The sequence below is a fragment of the Neobacillus sp. YIM B06451 genome (assembly GCF_032667185.1).
Classification (GTDB): Bacteria; Bacillota; Bacilli; order Bacillales; family Cytobacillaceae; genus Bacillus_D.
This window is the reverse complement of record NZ_JAVFKJ010000021.1, coordinates 20,528-36,747: the sequence shown is the minus strand read 5'-3', so window position 1 is coordinate 36,747 and position 16,220 is coordinate 20,528. Positions and strand designations below refer to the sequence as shown.

Here is a 16,220-nt window from a genome sequence, read left to right as displayed (position 1 = left end):
TCTTCCTCACTTCTTTTTTGTCATTTCCTGCCATTGGTCCATTTCTTTCTGTTTTGCTATTTCATATCGAACCATCAATTCTTGTTCTTTTGCTTTGTAGGCTTCCTCCGGGATTTCATCCAATTCATACATCATTTGAAGCTGGATGAGTTTTTGCTGAATGGTTGGAAGGTCGTAAAGTTCTTTATCCGCCTCCTCTTTCACCTTTTCAGCAATTTTAATAACGAGGTTGATGGGGGCGGAAACCAATTTGTGTAGCATCAGGCATTCTCAACCGTTAATCTGATGTTGACAAAATTATAGGCTGGCCAGGGACCGCTGTAGTTAAACTCGACCTTATCCTTCCATTTTTCATGAACCGCATTCACTTGTTCATCGAATATTTGCTCTTTATCCCGGTCTATTAAAAATGATGCATTAAGCAACATTTTTTCGCTTATTGGGTTATTTGTTTTAGAGGCTTCTGCCAGTTTGGTTAATGGCTGAAGTACTTCCAGCTCAATCTCCTTTTGAAGAGATTTAATAAGATTTTGTGCCATTCCGCCCAGTTGGATCCGTTCATAATAACTGGCTGCTTCAGATTTCCCCTGGACAGCGTTTGCCAAAGCGCCTGCCTTCGAGTTTTTCTTAATCTTTGATTCAAGCCAATCCTGTTTTCCGATGACTTTTAACCCCAGTTCGATCTTTCCTTTTATTGCAGGAAAAAGCTCCTGAAACTGTGGATATAGATTTTCCAGAAGTACCTCAACATCTCCCTTTGTATGGAAGACGTTCCCAAAACTGACGGGAATAACGGTATCATTTTGGTTCATTACAAGGGATACAGCTTTTTGGTGCATCATAAGGTTATCCTTGTTTGGCTGATAGATTTTTATAGGCGCTTCCGCTGCGACCATTCCCGAATCTTTATAGCGGATAACAAAAAGTTCCCGTTTCTCTCCTTCAAACTCGATTTCACCAAACGTTTCATTCGAATCCGTCTGAATTCCACAAAAGATATAAATACCCATTTGCTCTTCCTGATTCATGTTATACTTCCCCTTTACTCCTCATTTTTCTTGATGCTCTCACATACTGTAATAATCAGCTCTTCTGCTTTTTTAGTAGGCTGAGCCTCCTCTTTAAAGCACTTACTGAGTTGATGGCCTACTATATCAATGCAAAGCCGTTGAAATTCTGGATTTTTCCCTTTTATAGGCGTTTTTGCGTTCTCTGCCAGACTCGCAATCATTAAAGAAGCTCTCAAACTTGGTCCGTCTGCTTCTTTACAGCTTTTGCGCAGTTCCCCAACTAGTGAAGTTATGAATCTGGCTTCCTCGATCTTTATGCCGGTTTTCTCCATAACGATTTTGGCTTCCTGCTCACTTTCCTTGTGGTCAATATAAATGGTAATGAGCCGATCCAGCAGTGCATCCTGAGTTTTGTAAACCCCTGCATACTCGGAAGGATTGCTCGTAAAAATTACCCTGAATTCCGGATGGACGCGGATAAATGGCTCAGTCATTTTTGTTCCATAAAGCGGGAGAATCCCTTCTTCAAGCAATGACAGGAAAATATTGTTTGTTGTGGGTTTGGAACGGGTAAATTCGTCATAAATAAGGGTGTACCCATTTTTAACCGCCTCTAGTAAACGGCCATCCTTCCATACTTCCGTCAGGCTTTCATCTTTTTTATAGACGGATCTGATGTAGTTATCCACAACCTTTTTGCTTGTATAGCCAGTAAAGTCACCAATAAGGTCTTTATTATTTAATTCATGGTTTCCATGAATCAACATGACCGGCCTCTTCCGCTTTTTAGCCAGAGCAAGTGCAAGCGACGTTTTCCCTACTCCAGAGGGGCCTGTAAAATGCACAGGATAACCGGCAGCCAAATACCGTTGAGATCGCAGCAATAAATCCTGCGTATTATCGTCGATAGTAATTGGTGGCTTATTCTGTTTATTGCTCTGCTTCAAGACAGTCACTCTTTTACCACGTCCTACTATTCTTGGTTAATGGAGCTTCTGAATCGCAGCTCCCTCCGTTTATAGGAAGAAATTTCTTTCTCCTGATTCAGGCAGACTTCATAAACGCCTATCATTTCATCCTTTGCATACTTTTTCATGTATTCTTTTTCTTCTATTACTTCAACGGTGAGCTTCCAGCCGTTTTCAGCATCTTCTATTGAGGTAATCTTATGGACGGGTGCAACAAACTCATTAAAAAACTCCGTCACATTCCCTATAATCTTTTTAATTTCCATTGCCTGCCTCCACTTTTTAAATAAGTGCCAGGGTATATGTAATACATACCCTGACACCTACCCATCATCCTAAATACTAAACCTGGCGTTGCTTCTTTCATTTTCCTGGGAAGGAAGCCCCTTCTCTTGTACTTCATCTCTAAGCAGCCCTACCGCTTCTGCATATCGGAGCCACGTATCCACACTTGCAATAACTACCCTCGCTTCAACCGTCAGAATTTCAATCCCTACAACGGATACTCTAACAAATGCATCTATAACAATCCCTTTATCCAGAATCCTATCGATAACCTCTGCAAGACTTGAACTATCTGTACTTTTTTGAACAGCCATTCTTGATTCTCCTTTCTGGATGTTAAATCAGGAGCCCATTGTTTTAATGTCATTTGATGACTTGATATTGGCAGCCCCCTTAATATCGTTGGTCCCCTTAATGCTGCTGGCACTTTTTATATGGCTTATTCCTTTAACTTTGCGTTCTTTCTTTTTTTGGGAAGAGGACAGTTTTTCCTGGAGTTCCTCCCCTGCCTCTTTTGCACTGCCTACCTTTTCCCTGGCAGTAAGGAGGGCATCCTGGGTTTTCTCTTTTGCTTCTTGGGCCTTATCGTGAAGGTTTTCAGCAAAATGTTCCCGTTTTTCTTCTAATTTCTCAGTGAAGCTTTCCGCTTTTTCCTGAAAATTTTCAACAGCGTTTTCTTTTGCTTTTTCAACAAATTCTGTTTTAACCTTTTCCTTTATTGGCTTGGGGGTGTGTTCGATAATTTCTTTCGCAACTTTTCCGGCTGCTTTTTTCAGGCGTTCTCCCACCACATTTCCCCCTTTGTGTTATTAAGCGTTCTCGATTCTCGACTCAGCGAGTTTTGAGAGCATTTCTTCAATACGGTCAAGGCGGTCATTCAGATTTTTATTTTCTTCTTTTATTTCTTCAAATTTGTGAGTGCCCACTTTTTCGATTGCGGCTGAACCTGCATCAGTGTTTTCGAGATAATTGGATGCAATCTGACTGATGCTTTTTTGGGCCTGGGTGGTGATAATTTCTTGAGCAGCTTTTTTCAGTTCCTGGCTTGTATTCTTTACAAACTCAGACTGAATGAAATTTTTAAAGGCTTTTTTACTCGTTTCCTGGGTTGAGAGCAACCCAAGCCCTGCGCCCACAATCCCGCCAACTAATGCAAGATTAAATGAAAAATTTCCATTTTCCGTTTTTTCTTCTTGTTGATCCGGTTCCTGTAAATGCTGGTTATATTCCAATTCAGGCATACATAATTGCCCCTTTCTGATTACTTTAAAAACTAAATTGAGGGATTCCCTCTTTACCATCTCTTGTAAAACTGCTCCTGTTGGCTTCATCCTTAAGAAGCCCAACAGCTTCTGCATAGCGCAGCCATGTATCTACACTGGCTATGACAACCCTCGCTTCAACCGTCAATATTTCAACCCCTAAAAGCGAGACTCTTGCAAAAGCATCAATCACTATTCCTTTGTCGAGAATCCTGTCTATTACTTCTGCCAGGCTTGAACTATCCGTACTCTTTTGAACGCTCATCCCAAGTCTCCTTTCTTTCCAGCTTAGGCCGCCGGGCAGGTATTTTCTTTAGCGCTTATAGTGCCTTTTACCGCTACGTAGTGAAGATAAACGAAAATTAGCGAAAAATTTAATCTACCACTTAAGACATATTTAGGAATTCCTCTATTTGATAATGAAACTTTATTAAGAGAATGCCTTGATAAAGACTTGTTCCCAAAGCAATAGGACCATTCTTTCACAACCACTCCTTACATAAAAAAAGCCCCCATCCCGTAAGGATGAAAGCTTTTGGTATATTCTTTCCTTATAGCTAAGGTATTGGTATGGGGATTCGAAAATAACTGAGTCTTTATTGTACGCTACGGTATTAACATTAGGAGATGGTACCTTTTCAATTGGCTATATTAAACCTTGATGTTGATTCTGGACTACTAGAAAACCACCTCCTAAAAAAGGCGGTTAGTTGACTAACGTTATCCGCTTTACTTCAATAAATAACTTGTAATCAACTGAAACAAGTACACACCATAATGATATTACCATCAGGATCTTTAATGGAGAACTCAGCCAAATCGGGATATGTTATGATATCAGTTACTATCTCAGCACCAATATTAGTAACATGGATAAAAGCTTCGTTTATGTCAGTTGCACTAAGGTTAAAGAGCGGTTGATTTGATGGGATAAAACTATAATCTTTATCAAAACAATGGTTATCAAGGGTTATACCAGGGCGTCCGTCTCCCATATTCAAGGTATATATAGGTCCATTACGTTTCCCCTCCCTTACCTCCAACCCAAGTAATTCACTATACCATCGTACTGAACGTTCTAAATCCGTTACGTGAACAAAAATCGTATCAATCCTGTTTTCAATTGCTTTTGACAATTAGCATACACCTCCGACGGATAATACCATTTAATTTCCACGGGATAATTAAAAATTCCTGCCCGTTTATTTATGCTGTCTGCTTGTGCTGGTACGGGAACACAAACATTAGGAATTTTATAAGGATGAAAAAGTTGAAAATGTAGATAAAATAATTTTTCAAGATGGTTCAACGGGAAATTCAGAATCAATTACTGAGCAGGAGCAAATAAAGGAAGAGGTATTTATATATAACTTTAATGTGAAGCTGGGAATCCAGATGTTGCGGCTGTTTAATACCTGAAATTCTTCAACTTGTCATTTCCTTTAAAGAATACAGGCATTCATTTCACCTGACAGAATTTATAAATTTCGCAAACAATCATACCATCATCTTTTTGTATTGAAAAACTTATTAAGAAACATGCACTAGAAAAAATAAAAATCATATATAGGTGATATCCGGTTTAAATGGTTGAGGAGGATATCATGAAACCTATGCTACCTATTGAAAAATATTTCGGTAAGTTAGAACTTGTTTATACATTTTTTGGGGCAATGCCCACTGGTGTTAGTGTTTCAGAAACAGGGCGTATTTTTATTTGTTTTCCGAAATGGGGAGACGAAGTTAATTTTACTGTGGCGGAAATTGTTGATGATAAATTGCAGCCTTATCCTAATTTACAAACGAATTTGTTTAACCCCGAGAATATTAAAATGACTTTCATCAGTGTCCAAAGTGTAGTTACTGATGGAAGGGGAACGCTTTGGGTATTAGATACAGCCGCACCCAATTTCTCTGAACCTATTAAAGGCGGAGCAAAATTAGTCGCTGTTGAGTTAAAAACCAATACAATTAGAAGAGTGTATTCCTTTACAGAAGATGTTCTCCTGCCAACAACTTACCTGAATGATGTCCGATTTGATTTTCGTGTTGGTAGAGCCGGATATGCATATATTACCGATTCCTCATCTACAGGACCAGGAGCTATTATCGTGGTTGATTTAGAAACTGGAACAGCATTTAGACGGTTAAATGGGGCAAATCCAACTTCACCCGATCCCTTTATTTTGCCGAAAGTAGAAGGCAAAATTTTGATGAATCGAAACAAAGATGGCTCAACCTCCCCATTTAGGCTGGCTTCTGATGGAATTGCAATTTCTCCCGATGGCAAGGTATTATTTTTTTGCCCACTCACCAGTCGTCATCTGTTTTCGATTTCAACAGAAGTCCTAAGAGACCGGTCCATACCGGATGCAGATTTAATTTATCATGTGAAGTATCGGGGAGAGAAAGGTGCATCTGATGGAATGATTACCGATGCAAAAGGAATCGTTTATGCTGGTGATTATGAAAATAACAGTATTCGAAAGATATTACCGAATGGAGCGATGGAAACCATTGCACATGATCCAAGATTACTTTGGCCGGATACTTTTTCAATTGGCCCTGATGGATACTTATATGTCATTGTAAACCAATTACATCGGCAAGCCAGATTTCATTATGGAAGAGATTTACGAGAAAAACCTTATAGTTTACTTCGTATGAAAATCGGCGAATTACCTGCTCCAGCCTTTTAATAATAATGGATACTTCCTTCACAGCAGTAGGCCATTTAGATGTTATTCAGCCACTGCTAGCCTTTTCTTTTAATAACACTCCAATTGTGATTTCGTTGAAGAGGATGAAAAACGGGGAGAGATCAGTACTTTTCCAGTGATACAACAAAACCCAGTCTTAAACTCACTGGGCTGTCTGTTTTTTAAGGTTTTAATACAACTTTGATGCAATCTTCTGTTTTTGTGTCGAAAACCTCATATCCATGCTTAGCCTGATCGAGGGGGAGAACGTGTGTAATAACATCGCTAGGATCTACTTTTCCGGAATTGAACAGGTCATATAGGAAAGGCATATACGGAATTACTGGTGCCTGTCCCATTTTTAAATCGATATTTCTCTGGAAGAAGTCTCCAAGCGGAAAAGCATTGTATCGTCCTCCATAAACGCCTGTTATTTGGACGGTACCGCCTTTTCTAACCGCCTGGCTGGCAATTACAATCGCCCCCATCGCTCCGCCCTGAAGCTTTAGTCCGCTTGCAAGAAATTCCATTTCGGTCCACTTTCCATCCATACCGACAGCATCTATGACTATATCTGCTCCGCCCTTTGTAATTTCCTTTAGGTACTGACCGGTGTTTTCATGCTGTTCAAAATTCACAATCTCAACCTTGTTGTGTTTCTTGGCATGCTGCAGCCGGTAGTCAATGTAATCTACAGCAATAACCCTTTTTGCTCCTTTGTACCAGGCAAATTTTTGGGCAAGCAGTCCAACCGGGCCGCAACCAAGCACTATGACTGTATCTCCCTCTTTTACGCCGGCATGGTCTACCGACCAGTAGGCGGTTGAAGCTGCATCGGCAATTAAACAAAGCTTTTCATCTTCAATTTCGCAAGCTTCGGGAATTTTAAAAGGCGTAAAGTTTCCGTAAGGGACACGCATATACTCAGCTTGCCCGCCAGCATAACCGCCAGTAAGTTCAGAGTAGCCGAAGAATCCGCCCATGTCACCATGAGGGTTGGAATTATCACATTGGCTGGTTAAATCATGCTGACAATACCAGCACGATCCGCAACTCACATTGAAAGGGATAATGACCCGGTCACCTTTTTTTAAATTCCTTACATCTGGCCCTACTTCCTCAACAATCCCCATCGGCTCATGCCCGATGACAAAGTCAGTAGGCATGCTGGGAATCATACCATGAATTAAATGAAGGTCCGACCCACAAATTGCGGAACTTGTTATTTTAACTATAATATCATCGGAATTCTTAATTGTGGGATCTTTAACTTCTCTTACTTCTACATTTTTAATCCCTTGATAGGTAACAGCTTTCATCTAAGTATTTCCCTCCTTTTATTCATTTGGAGTAGCGAACATTCCGCCCCGGTCGGTGTCATTATGGAAGAGAGTCATTTGGCCAATTTGAACGGCTGTCTCTGCTCCTTTTAAATCAACTGGATACTGCTCCTTAAAATTATAGGGGTGAAGCCATTTTCTCTCGATCATTAAGTCGGAAATTTCTCCGTGTAGATCAATTGCTTGCATCAATTGTTTAGTTAATACTCTTTTAAGTTCCGGATTCGCAACTTCTGCAATCGCAAATCCATAATTACGAATACCATTTTTTACAGAAAGCAAGAAATCCAAAGCAAATGCAGAATCAGCCAAATTCGGCATGCCTTCCGCGTTTCTCGGGTCTAGATAGTCTTTCATGATTCCACCTCCTGATTAATGAAGAATTTCACTCTGTTTATAAAAAGGCAGTAGCTCATTTATCGCTTCTGTTGATTGTTGAACATCTTTCTGCATTAACTGTTTTAACTCATTATTAAAGCAAATCCCTTGCATTAATTTAGATCTCAGCAAACAAACAGTTTTCAGATTGATGATTTCATGTGTCTCCAAAGTTTCGTGTAGTGCCAACTTTTGCTGGTCCACCAACTCTTCACCTCCACTTTTTTAATCAAAAGTATTTTCCCAATGAGGATTTCTTTTTATACACAATGCATGAGCGATTTTATTTTTTGACATGAATATTCCATTAAAGTCATTCAAATAAATAAGTAGGTACAAAAACACAAAAGGAGTGAATATGATGGTCAAATATCTAGGATTGCATGAGACTCTGGAAGTACACGAATTGTTAACCTTTAAAAACCTATGTTTAACCAAATCAACAACAATGGGTCCTTTGGCACAGGATGAAGAGTTAAAAACAATTCTTTCAAATGATGTTTCGACAGGACAACAGCATATTCAGCAATTGCAGCAAATCTTAACAAATAGGGAGGCCAACCAATGAATCAATTTATCCAAAACATGGTAGGAATGGGTGGTATGACGGACCAGGTTATCGCAAATGATTTCTTAATGTCGGCTAAAGCAGGAATAAGGAATTACACAATTGCAATAACAGAAGCAGCTACCCCGGAATTAAGAACAGTATTGAGGGAACAGTTACAGGCTGCTATTCAAACTCATGAAAATATAACCAGCTATATGATGTCAAAAGGATACTATCATCCGCATAATCTAAGTGAGCAGTTGCAGGTTGATTTAACCGCATCACAAACAGCAACAAACCTGGCACAGCAATAGGCTTTTTGTTTATTAAGATAATAGAGGACTTCATAGCGGACCTTAACAAAGTGAGGACTTACGAATCTGCCTGTGTAGAATTAATCTGCACAGGTTTATTCTTTTATAGGATATGACCTTTTGGTTAATATTGTTTAAAGATAATCTAAAAGGACCTTAGAAGATACCAGATGGCTACTCCGGTATTGTTTATTTTTTGAAAAAAAGGATGGTTCGCGGATGGCTTTTAGGCAGTGGCTGAATGATAAAGTATTCCTTCAAAAATCTGTGTTTAGAGTAGTTATTTCTGCCAAAATAGTGAACTGCAGTTTTGCCTGAATGCCATAGTCTTTGTATACGGGGAAAAGCATTTAATCCGTTTGTCTGTTGCATATGCTTTTCACGCCGTTGATCATAACAACCTAAAACGGGGCAGCGCTCCTGTAATGAATCAAAATTTGTGAATAAATCTACTTAAACATAACGGTGCTAATCTTCAATAAGTAATTAAAACAAGGACCCCATCGGGTCCTTGTTTTATGGTCATTATCATCAATATTATCTAACATAGCTTTTTTATTATCTCATTTTGGCATATGACACCAAATTCTCTTACTACTTTGCTCCATGCAATTCCTTAAAAGAAGGACTTAGTTCGCTCCATACATCAAATAAATTTCCATCCAAATCATAAAAAACAAAATTGTTTCCCGCATGACCACGATCTTCAATTTCACCAACATTGACTCCTTGCTTTTCAAGGTAATTATGGAACTCTACTAAAAGATTATATCCATCTACTTCGAAAGTCACTGTAAAATGGTCCTTTCCATGAACATCTAAAAATTTAGCAGCCTCTCCTGGTTTAGCCTTTACAAGGAAGAAACTTTGATGAGCAAAATCTAAAATTGCCTTATCATAATTCCGAAAATTTTCAACGGCACCGAGTTTCTCTTGATACCATATTGACGATTTTTCTGGATCAGTCACAGGTATATATGTAGTTCCTACTCTTTGAATATATGTACTCATTCTTTACACTCCCTATTAGTAAATTCCCCTTAAAATGTTACGATCCCCAATCCATTTCCATCGGGATCGTAAAGGTCAAAAAACCGCATTCCGTCTCCTCCGTGAATTTCGCTTACTCTGTAATTTTGATTGGATAAATAATTATGATACCCGTCAACATCATCACAATAAAAGTTGAATGCAATATGTTTAGGTTCAGGCATCTTCTCAACTTTATAAAGAGTTAAAGCTGTTTTAGTTTCCCCGTCATCGATAAAACGAAAGCCTACATATAGACCATCGCTGCTTCGGTAGACGACTTTAAAAGGGAATGTGTTGATATACCATCTTTCTGAACTTTCCAGATTGGTAACCGGAACAAAAACAGCATCTATCCGTTTAACAGATTTCATTCAAACTCACCTCCTACTTTAATAACGGATAAAAAACAAAAAAGGATACGGGCACTTTTAAATTTTTTCATTAACCCAAAAACGATTGCCATCCGGGTCTACTAGTTCAAATATAAAATGGCCATCCGATTTTTTAATTTTAATTCCTCTTGAAACTAAAAGGTGGTATGTAGAAACTACACTTTTAAAATCGTTTTGTCGCAGACCATTCAACATTCGATTCAGAAGGTTAGGAGTGGGGTCCTCATTGGTTTGCTGGAATTTTTCTAATTTGGCGAGATTATTTCTCCCTCTATTGATTGCTGCCTTTACTCCACCTGAAGTCATGTCCAGCAACTTTGCAATCTCATTTGAAGTAAACCCAAAATATTCTTTAAGTAATAGAGTAGCTGCTTGCTTAAACGGTAAAAGAGAAATTAGAATTTCTACTGATTCCAATAGACTATTATCAAAAGTTGCTAATTCAAAATCATTGTTGATTCCTACAATCTCACGCTTTGTTTTCCTAGTTGTGTCATACCACTGATTCGTTGCAATCTTAAAAATATATCCTTTCGGGTTGGGGTGTTCAGAAAGGGCCGCGTTATTCGTTAAGAGTTTTATTAAAGTATCCTGGAATAAATCTTCCCCATTCCATGGTGTACCCGCTAACATATAACAATACTTCTTAAGTTCCGGTAAAAATGGTTCGAAATTAAAATCTGACATTAAATCATGCTCCTTACCAAAAGGTCAACCTAATCAATGTAGATTATTATTCGACAAAAAAAACGCTTTGTCCTGCCATTCCATTTTATTTATTCCTTCTTCAACTCCCCAGTATGTAAATAAGGAGTTAAACAAAATATGCGGTAATCCTTCATGGAATTAACCTCCACAATTAGGCTAACACGAAAAAAGACCGCCACAGCGATCTTTGTCTTTAGCTCTTCATTGTAATAAACAGCCAGTTTATTCATCATAGGCATCGCCTAAGGATGTAAAATCGTCCTGAAGCCAATACCAATAATCACCGTTATTCAATACCAAACGTTCAAGCAACTCAGTAAAAGAATTGGCGATTACTGGGCAGCTCCCAGCAACACCGTGAATTTCCCAATTACTATCATAACATCTACCTAAACGGAACTTATCAAGGTCTATTGTTATGTAATCGTTATTACCATCTTGCCCAATTATGTACCAATTTGAAGAAATATCATATTCAGCTTTTTCACCTATTATAACAGGATTTGCTAGTACAAACTCTTTAGGAGAAACAATTGTTATCCCATAATCACGGTCGGTAAAGAGGTCTATTCCACCACATTGATTATAAAAATCAAATAAATCGTTAGGCAAATGATGTCCTTTTTCTAAAACGGGAAAGCCAGAAGGAGAATGAACTTTACAGTTTGGGAATTTTCTTATTTTATCAATCAAAAGTTCAATTTCCATACACCTTTTCCTTCCATTATTGAACCATAATGAGCCGGGATTTCTAATGAATCGACTAGTTGGCTACTTTTTTGAAATATGTGTATACCTTCTCCATTTTCTTCTCCTGGTTCCCGTTTGGGCTTTCCATGTTCCCGAATTCAAAAAACTTCACTTTCTTGATTCCGACGAAATGGAACAGTGCCCGTTTCATGAGGATTTTATGAGCGTTGTTAAGCCAGAGAAATGGATAGTAGGCGGGTCCCTTCATGGTCGACACGCACACCACCGACTTCCCCTTCAGCAACCCTTCCGGAAAATAGCCTTTTTTATCTTTATAGGCGAAATTAGACGCAAATATTTGGTCAATGTAGCCAAGAAGCATAGCGGGCGGCCTTCCCCACCAAATCGGATAGATGAAAACAATTTTGTCCGCCCAAGCGAGCTGCTGCCTGTATTTTTCCGTTCTAGGATCCTTGTGCATATCGCGTCGCCGCTTTTGCTCATTAAACACGAGGAGAGGGTTGAAGCCCTCTTCATATAAATCGAGGACTTGAATTTCCTTGATGATTGCATTTTCCTTGCTGCCTTTAAGGACTTTTTGCAAAAAGGCATAATTCAAACTGTTATGATTGGGGTAAGTAAAGATGATTAACATGTTCAAATGACAGCACCCCTTTAATTATCATTAGATAACTAAATAATACCACGCAAAAATTTAATTATCAATTGATAGTTGTTTTTTGATAACAAATTTGTTATCTTTTATGAGAGGTGAGGACAGTGGACAAAAGGGTTCTTTTTCAAAAGGTTGTATCCTTTACAAGTTCCGTTCATCGGGTTAAGAATGAACTAACAAAAAATGCGAAACCCGATTCGATTTCCCAAATTCAATATAACATTCTCGAATATATCGCTGTCAGCCAGCCGGTTACCCCAAGTGAAATCAATGACTGCCAGAACATGTCTATGCCGAACACGAGCCGAGAGCTGAAAAAATTAACCGAAAAAAATTTAATTGAAAAGGTTCATGATAGTGAAGACAGGAGAAAACAATTCATCCGTCTCTCTAAAGACGGTGAAGCCATGATGAACGATGCTTTTACGACGATTGAAGCACATTTCCAAGAGCGGATTCAGCATGCTTCGAACGAAGACCTGGAGGAAGTCGAGCGGGCGTTGGATATCCTTAGGGCGAAACTTTTTTTGGATTAATTGAATAACCCCTGACAGAGCTACAAGATGAATTGAAGTGCTCCTTCACATTATTCGGCTGCAAGTATTTTAATCCAACATTCACTAAAAAGGCTGCCCCAAATCTTTAGATAGGAATCCCACCCGCTATATGTTATGGCCAAAGCTCTTCAGCACTTTTAGGTACTCCAATAAAAAGGGTAGACAGGATGATTGCTTCATCCTGTCTACCCTTTAACATTTTTCACTAAATCCAAGGTGTGGCAGAGATAAACTAATAGGTACCTTAAACTAAGTTTTTAGAAGCAAAAGCACCTCTATATCGTGAGGCTGGGTGACGTTTATTTAAACGATCCTCTCCAAAAAGCTTATTTCTGAAAGTAGTTTGTTCTTCATCTGGATTACGAGCTAATCCACGTTGGCGGAGGACAGGCATCAAATAATCAATGAATTCTTCATACGAACCTGGAATCGTTGCACTAATCACATTAATTCCATCGACTCCCGCCTCCTGCCACTGTTCAAGTTTGTCAGCAATTGATTCTGGAGTCCCCACCACTCTAATCGTTCGGACATGGTATCTCGCCAAATCTTCTACTGTAGGAGTCCGTTTTGGTGTATTTTGCTTCACCCAATTAAAGAAAGTACTCATTCCCTGTGAATCAACATCATCAAGTGGTGTATCCATGCTGACATTGCCTAAATCTATCCCTGCAGCACCTGCCATATGTGCAACCATCATTTCCAAATCCACCTTATTTTCGAGTTCGATTGCTTTACGCTGCGCTTCTTCTTCAGTTTCCCCTATAACAAAGGATAAACCTTGATAAAACTGAAGGTCCTTTCCATCTCTTCCATGTTGAATTGCTATGCGCCGTGTTTCTTCAATCTGCTTACGGGCAATTTCCGGATTCGGCGCTTTGATGAAAACCCCTTCCGCATTTCGAGCCGCAAAGTCGCGTCCAGTCGGTGATGATCCAGCCTGGAAAAGTACCGGCGTCCGTTGCGGTGATGGCGCAACAAGGTGAGGTCCCTCTACCTTATAGCGCTCACCAACATGATTTATTTTATGTACTTTATCTGAATCAGCATAGATTCCACTTTCTTTATCCTTCAAGAGTGCTCCTTCATCCCATGAGCCTTCCCAGAGCTTATATAACACATCTGTATATTCATCCAACCATTTGTAGCGTTCATCGTGCTCAACCATACCATCATAGCCGAAATTTCGAAAGGCATTATCCAAAAATCCTGTCGTCATGTTCCATGCAATCCTGCCTTTTGAGATATGATCAAGCGTCGATACACGACGTGCAAAGTTAAACGGATGTTCTTGTAGTGGAGAAGCGGTAAAAGCTAATCCGAGATTCTTTGTGTGAACGGCCAAAGCGGATAATAGCACCATCGGGTCATTGCTCGGTATTTGCAATCCTTTTTCAACATGATATTTCCATCCACCACGATGATTACCATATAATCCAACCACATCCGCGAAAAAAATAGCATCAAAGCCACCTTCGTCAAGTCGCTTTGCCAGTGAAATCCAGAGATCTATATCATTGAAATCCCTCTGGCGACCATCGTCCTCCCGCCACAATCCATGTAAATTGTGATTGGCTGTGTTCATTAAAAATGCAGAAAATGAAAGGGGCTTAGTCATAACTTACTCATCTCCTTCGAAAGTGAATTATATGAAGTACTTGGCACATATGTCGTCGAATCGCGCTCCTTCGTTATACGCGCTAACCCAATCGCGCATATGCAGGCAACTACGTTGACAAGCGCTACAAAGATAGGTGGAGTTAGAGCCCCCATTTTGGATAATGAAGTGAACAACACTGGGAATAGTGCACCTCCTATAGCGACAGGAACGTTATAAGCGATAGCTCCCGAAGTAAAACGATGTGCCGCGGGGAAAACATCGACTACGGTAAATGGAGCTAGTGCGTAATGGAACCCTACAATCAAACCGAGTATTACGATTCCGAAAATCATACCTCCAGGGACAGTAAACAACCAATAGGCAAAAACAACGAATACAGCGAAAACAGCACAGCTTGCGATGCGAAATGCTGGTATATTATCAGGGTTTCGACCGACAATCCAGGCAAAGACAGGCACCGACAATCCAAATATAAGCCCGGTAATTCCCATTGTTAGGTTTGCTTCTGTTGGTGCGAATCCACTTACATTGACAAGGTATATTGGCATATATAAAAGCACCATCACAGCCGCTGCATTATACCCTAAGACATAGAGTGATGTAAGAATTAAGCGTTTAGGGTCATATTTCAAACTATCCTTTAAAGGTGACGCCGAGATTTCTCCATTTTCCTGTAGTTTTTTGAACACTGGTGATTCATCTAATCCAGATCGTATAAATAACGCTATAAGCCCGAGCGGCGCAGCTGAAATAAATAATAGTCGCCATCCCCATTCGTTAAACGCATCACCACCTAACCATATTCCAAGCCCGTAGGCAGCAAACGCCGCAGCTGGATAGCATAAGCAGGTGCCTAACTGAATCAAACCCATTAAAAAGACTTTATTTTTTCTATTAGAAAACTCATAAACATAGGCCGCGGCGCCGACAAACTCTCCGCCTGCTGATATCCCTTGTACAGCCCGGCACGCCATCAAAAGAATCGGAGCGCCGATTCCAATGGCAGCGTATGAGGGGATCAGTCCAATACAAAGCGTCCCTATCGCCATCATGGAAATCGTTAATACAAGGAGTTTCTTACGTCCTATCCTGTCACCAATCGCACCCATGATGACACCACTTATTGGGCGCAGGAGATATGTAAAACCAAAGGCAAGCAACGAATAAAGGAGAGCGAATTCCCCAGCTTCCGAGAATAAGACCATGGATATGCCGATTGCTGCATAAGAATAGATTGCTAGATCATACCATTCGATAAAGTTGCCAATCGCACCCGATATCACGACTTTTCTAATTGTTTTCTGATCAGGTGCGCTGTTGGTTGACGATGCCAGTTCAGCTTGTTTCATTTTCATCCCTCTTTCAAAAATAATTGAGCTTTGCAACACGCTCTTTGATGCTGGATACTTCATGGTAAATTACCCTGAGGCTCCTAAATGTTCGGGTTTTTTGGTTATAGATAGGTCCTCTATTAGCCTCATAGTAAAAAAAATAGGTTGTCAAATGGTCAGGGTGCCGATTTACACTTTTTAACATTTTAATTTATGCATCTTTGATTCCTCCTACTTATTATCCCTATTTTTCCAATAGCATAACTTGGATATAAAGGCGTGTGGATGTATGGTTTTTTCTAAGAAACTGATATGGATATAATTAATTGGACAATGGCTTTAGGCGTTCCATCTGTCGCCAAGTCCTTATAAATACCAAAAAACCCCTTCCACTAAGGAAGAGGTTT

The 16,220-nt window shown here is 39.6% G+C and carries 23 protein-coding genes; 4 read left to right on the top strand and 19 right to left on the bottom strand.

Features of this window, described 5'->3' with window-relative positions; genetic code table 11:
• Nucleotides 1–6: 6 nt before the first annotated feature.
• The 9 genes from RB160_RS22450 to RB160_RS22410 all read right to left on the bottom strand — a co-directional run bounded on the left by RB160_RS22450 (nt 7) and on the right by RB160_RS22410 (nt 4,661).
• Nucleotides 7–261, bottom strand: a complete 255-nt coding sequence (locus RB160_RS22450) for a gas vesicle protein GvpG (protein ID WP_316572699.1) — start codon at nt 259–261, stop codon at nt 7–9.
• Nucleotides 261–1,028, bottom strand: coding sequence for a GvpL/GvpF family gas vesicle protein (locus tag RB160_RS22445; RefSeq protein WP_316572698.1), 768 nt, complete (start codon nt 1,026–1,028; stop codon nt 261–263). The genes RB160_RS22450 and RB160_RS22445 overlap by 1 nt, the downstream gene beginning before the upstream one ends.
• 14 nt (nt 1,029–1,042) lie before the next feature.
• Nucleotides 1,043–1,966, bottom strand: a complete 924-nt coding sequence (gene gvpN / locus RB160_RS22440) for a gas vesicle protein GvpN (RefSeq protein WP_316572697.1) — start codon at nt 1,964–1,966, stop codon at nt 1,043–1,045.
• Between the two features lie 17 nt (nt 1,967–1,983).
• Entirely contained in the window at nt 1,984–2,244 is a 261-nt protein-coding gene (gene gvpO, locus RB160_RS22435; RefSeq protein ID WP_316572696.1) for a gas vesicle protein GvpO, read from the bottom strand.
• A 69-nt stretch (nt 2,245–2,313) separates the two neighbouring features.
• Nucleotides 2,314–2,577 carry a gas vesicle protein GvpJ gene (gvpJ, locus tag RB160_RS22430; RefSeq protein WP_316572695.1) on the bottom strand — a complete coding sequence of 88 codons (264 nt, stop codon included), beginning with the start codon at nt 2,575–2,577 and terminating at the stop codon, nt 2,314–2,316.
• Nucleotides 2,578–2,604: 27 nt separating this feature from the next.
• Nucleotides 2,605–3,051, bottom strand: coding sequence for a gas vesicle protein GvpQ (gene gvpQ / locus RB160_RS22425; RefSeq protein WP_316572694.1), 447 nt, complete (start codon nt 3,049–3,051; stop codon nt 2,605–2,607).
• A 21-nt stretch (nt 3,052–3,072) separates the two neighbouring features.
• Nucleotides 3,073–3,504, bottom strand: coding sequence for a gas vesicle protein GvpP (locus tag RB160_RS22420; protein WP_316572693.1), 432 nt, complete (start codon nt 3,502–3,504; stop codon nt 3,073–3,075).
• A 25-nt stretch (nt 3,505–3,529) separates the two neighbouring features.
• Nucleotides 3,530–3,790 carry a gas vesicle structural protein GvpA gene (gene gvpA / locus RB160_RS22415; RefSeq protein WP_316572692.1) on the bottom strand — a complete coding sequence of 87 codons (261 nt, stop codon included), beginning with the start codon at nt 3,788–3,790 and terminating at the stop codon, nt 3,530–3,532.
• A gap of 487 nt (nt 3,791–4,277) precedes the next feature.
• Entirely contained in the window at nt 4,278–4,661 is a 384-nt protein-coding gene (locus tag RB160_RS22410; RefSeq protein ID WP_316572691.1) for a VOC family protein, read from the bottom strand.
• Nucleotides 4,662–5,129: 468 nt separating this feature from the next.
• Between RB160_RS22410 and RB160_RS22405 the strand changes: the two genes are divergently transcribed.
• Entirely contained in the window at nt 5,130–6,224 is a 1,095-nt protein-coding gene (locus RB160_RS22405) for an L-dopachrome tautomerase-related protein (RefSeq protein ID WP_316572690.1), read from the top strand.
• 182 nt (nt 6,225–6,406) lie between these two features.
• Here the strand turns inward: RB160_RS22405 and RB160_RS22400 are convergent, their stop codons facing one another.
• From RB160_RS22400 to RB160_RS22390, 3 genes are read right to left on the bottom strand one after another with little or no spacing between them, the layout of a single operon-like run.
• A complete protein-coding gene (locus RB160_RS22400) occupies nt 6,407–7,543 on the bottom strand; it encodes a zinc-dependent alcohol dehydrogenase (RefSeq protein ID WP_316572689.1) in 1,137 nt (378 codons plus the stop codon).
• A gap of 18 nt (nt 7,544–7,561) precedes the next feature.
• Nucleotides 7,562–7,921 carry a spore coat protein gene (locus RB160_RS22395; RefSeq protein WP_316572688.1) on the bottom strand — a complete coding sequence of 120 codons (360 nt, stop codon included), beginning with the start codon at nt 7,919–7,921 and terminating at the stop codon, nt 7,562–7,564.
• 15 nt (nt 7,922–7,936) lie between these two features.
• Nucleotides 7,937–8,146: a hypothetical protein gene (locus RB160_RS22390; RefSeq protein WP_053367862.1), complete on the bottom strand. Its 210-nt coding sequence runs from the start codon at nt 8,144–8,146 to the stop codon at nt 7,937–7,939.
• A 154-nt stretch (nt 8,147–8,300) separates the two neighbouring features.
• On the opposite strand from RB160_RS22390, the gene RB160_RS22385 reads away from it, so the two are divergent.
• Together RB160_RS22385 and RB160_RS22380 are read left to right on the top strand one after the other, a co-directional pair.
• A complete protein-coding gene (locus RB160_RS22385) occupies nt 8,301–8,510 on the top strand; it encodes a hypothetical protein (RefSeq protein ID WP_396954763.1) in 210 nt (69 codons plus the stop codon).
• A complete protein-coding gene (locus RB160_RS22380) occupies nt 8,507–8,806 on the top strand; it encodes a spore coat protein (RefSeq protein WP_316572687.1) in 300 nt (99 codons plus the stop codon). Before RB160_RS22385 ends, RB160_RS22380 begins: the two co-directional genes overlap by 4 nt.
• Before the next feature lie 594 nt (nt 8,807–9,400).
• On the opposite strand, the gene RB160_RS22375 is transcribed toward RB160_RS22380, so the two are convergent.
• The 5 genes from RB160_RS22375 to RB160_RS22355 form a co-directional block, all read right to left on the bottom strand.
• A complete protein-coding gene (locus tag RB160_RS22375; protein WP_316572686.1) occupies nt 9,401–9,817 on the bottom strand; it encodes a VOC family protein in 417 nt (138 codons plus the stop codon).
• A 29-nt stretch (nt 9,818–9,846) separates the two neighbouring features.
• Nucleotides 9,847–10,209: a VOC family protein gene (locus RB160_RS22370; RefSeq protein ID WP_316572685.1), complete on the bottom strand. Its 363-nt coding sequence runs from the start codon at nt 10,207–10,209 to the stop codon at nt 9,847–9,849.
• Nucleotides 10,210–10,266: 57 nt separating this feature from the next.
• Nucleotides 10,267–10,917, bottom strand: coding sequence for an RNA polymerase sigma factor (locus tag RB160_RS22365; RefSeq protein WP_316572684.1), 651 nt, complete (start codon nt 10,915–10,917; stop codon nt 10,267–10,269).
• Nucleotides 10,918–11,160: 243 nt separating this feature from the next.
• Complete coding sequence (locus tag RB160_RS22360; protein ID WP_316572683.1) at nt 11,161–11,646, bottom strand: SMI1/KNR4 family protein; 486 nt, start codon at nt 11,644–11,646, stop codon at nt 11,161–11,163.
• Between the two features lie 55 nt (nt 11,647–11,701).
• Complete coding sequence (locus RB160_RS22355) at nt 11,702–12,283, bottom strand: NAD(P)H-dependent oxidoreductase (RefSeq protein ID WP_396954764.1); 582 nt, start codon at nt 12,281–12,283, stop codon at nt 11,702–11,704.
• 125 nt (nt 12,284–12,408) lie between these two features.
• Here RB160_RS22355 and RB160_RS22350 point away from each other — a divergent pair, with 125 nt between their 5' ends.
• Nucleotides 12,409–12,840 carry a MarR family winged helix-turn-helix transcriptional regulator gene (locus RB160_RS22350; RefSeq protein WP_316572678.1) on the top strand — a complete coding sequence of 144 codons (432 nt, stop codon included), beginning with the start codon at nt 12,409–12,411 and terminating at the stop codon, nt 12,838–12,840.
• Nucleotides 12,841–13,105: 265 nt separating this feature from the next.
• On the opposite strand, the gene RB160_RS22345 is transcribed toward RB160_RS22350, so the two are convergent.
• The gene (locus RB160_RS22345) at nt 13,106–14,479 is read right to left on the bottom strand and encodes an LLM class flavin-dependent oxidoreductase (RefSeq protein ID WP_316572675.1); all 1,374 of its coding nucleotides are present in this window, start codon (nt 14,477–14,479) and stop codon (nt 13,106–13,108) included.
• Nucleotides 14,476–15,894: an MFS transporter gene (locus RB160_RS22340; protein WP_316572673.1), complete on the bottom strand. Its 1,419-nt coding sequence runs from the start codon at nt 15,892–15,894 to the stop codon at nt 14,476–14,478. Before RB160_RS22340 ends, RB160_RS22345 begins: the two co-directional genes overlap by 4 nt.
• Nucleotides 15,895–16,220 lie beyond the last annotated feature (326 nt).

Bases quoted from the DNA above. Each gene is read 5' to 3' on its own strand.
- RB160_RS22400 (WP_316572689.1), bottom strand. From the start codon at position 7,543: ATGAAAGCTGTTACCTATCAAGGGATTAAAAATGTAGAAGTAAGAGAA.
- gvpA (WP_316572692.1), bottom strand. From the start codon at position 3,790: ATGAGCGTTCAAAAGAGTACGGATAGTTCAAGCCTGGCAGAAGTAATA.
- RB160_RS22375 (WP_316572686.1), bottom strand. From the start codon at position 9,817: ATGAGTACATATATTCAAAGAGTAGGAACTACATATATACCTGTGACT.
- RB160_RS22370 (WP_316572685.1), bottom strand. From the start codon at position 10,209: ATGAAATCTGTTAAACGGATAGATGCTGTTTTTGTTCCGGTTACCAAT.
- RB160_RS22445 (WP_316572698.1), bottom strand. From the start codon at position 1,028: ATGAATCAGGAAGAGCAAATGGGTATTTATATCTTTTGTGGAATTCAG.
- RB160_RS22450 (WP_316572699.1), bottom strand. From the start codon at position 261: ATGCTACACAAATTGGTTTCCGCCCCCATCAACCTCGTTATTAAAATT.
- RB160_RS22405 (WP_316572690.1), top strand. From the start codon at position 5,130: ATGAAACCTATGCTACCTATTGAAAAATATTTCGGTAAGTTAGAACTT.
- RB160_RS22340 (WP_316572673.1), bottom strand. From the start codon at position 15,894: ATGAAGTATCCAGCATCAAAGAGCGTGTTGCAAAGCTCAATTATTTTT.
- RB160_RS22420 (WP_316572693.1), bottom strand. From the start codon at position 3,504: ATGCCTGAATTGGAATATAACCAGCATTTACAGGAACCGGATCAACAA.
- RB160_RS22380 (WP_316572687.1), top strand. From the start codon at position 8,507: ATGAATCAATTTATCCAAAACATGGTAGGAATGGGTGGTATGACGGAC.
- RB160_RS22360 (WP_316572683.1), bottom strand. From the start codon at position 11,646: ATGGAAATTGAACTTTTGATTGATAAAATAAGAAAATTCCCAAACTGT.
- gvpJ (WP_316572695.1), bottom strand. From the start codon at position 2,577: ATGGCTGTTCAAAAAAGTACAGATAGTTCAAGTCTTGCAGAGGTTATC.
- RB160_RS22395 (WP_316572688.1), bottom strand. From the start codon at position 7,921: ATGAAAGACTATCTAGACCCGAGAAACGCGGAAGGCATGCCGAATTTG.
- RB160_RS22345 (WP_316572675.1), bottom strand. From the start codon at position 14,479: ATGACTAAGCCCCTTTCATTTTCTGCATTTTTAATGAACACAGCCAAT.
- RB160_RS22355 (WP_396954764.1), bottom strand. From the start codon at position 12,283: ATGTTAATCATCTTTACTTACCCCAATCATAACAGTTTGAATTATGCC.
- gvpO (WP_316572696.1), bottom strand. From the start codon at position 2,244: ATGGAAATTAAAAAGATTATAGGGAATGTGACGGAGTTTTTTAATGAG.
- RB160_RS22365 (WP_316572684.1), bottom strand. From the start codon at position 10,917: ATGTCAGATTTTAATTTCGAACCATTTTTACCGGAACTTAAGAAGTAT.
- RB160_RS22385 (WP_396954763.1), top strand. From the start codon at position 8,301: ATGATGGTCAAATATCTAGGATTGCATGAGACTCTGGAAGTACACGAA.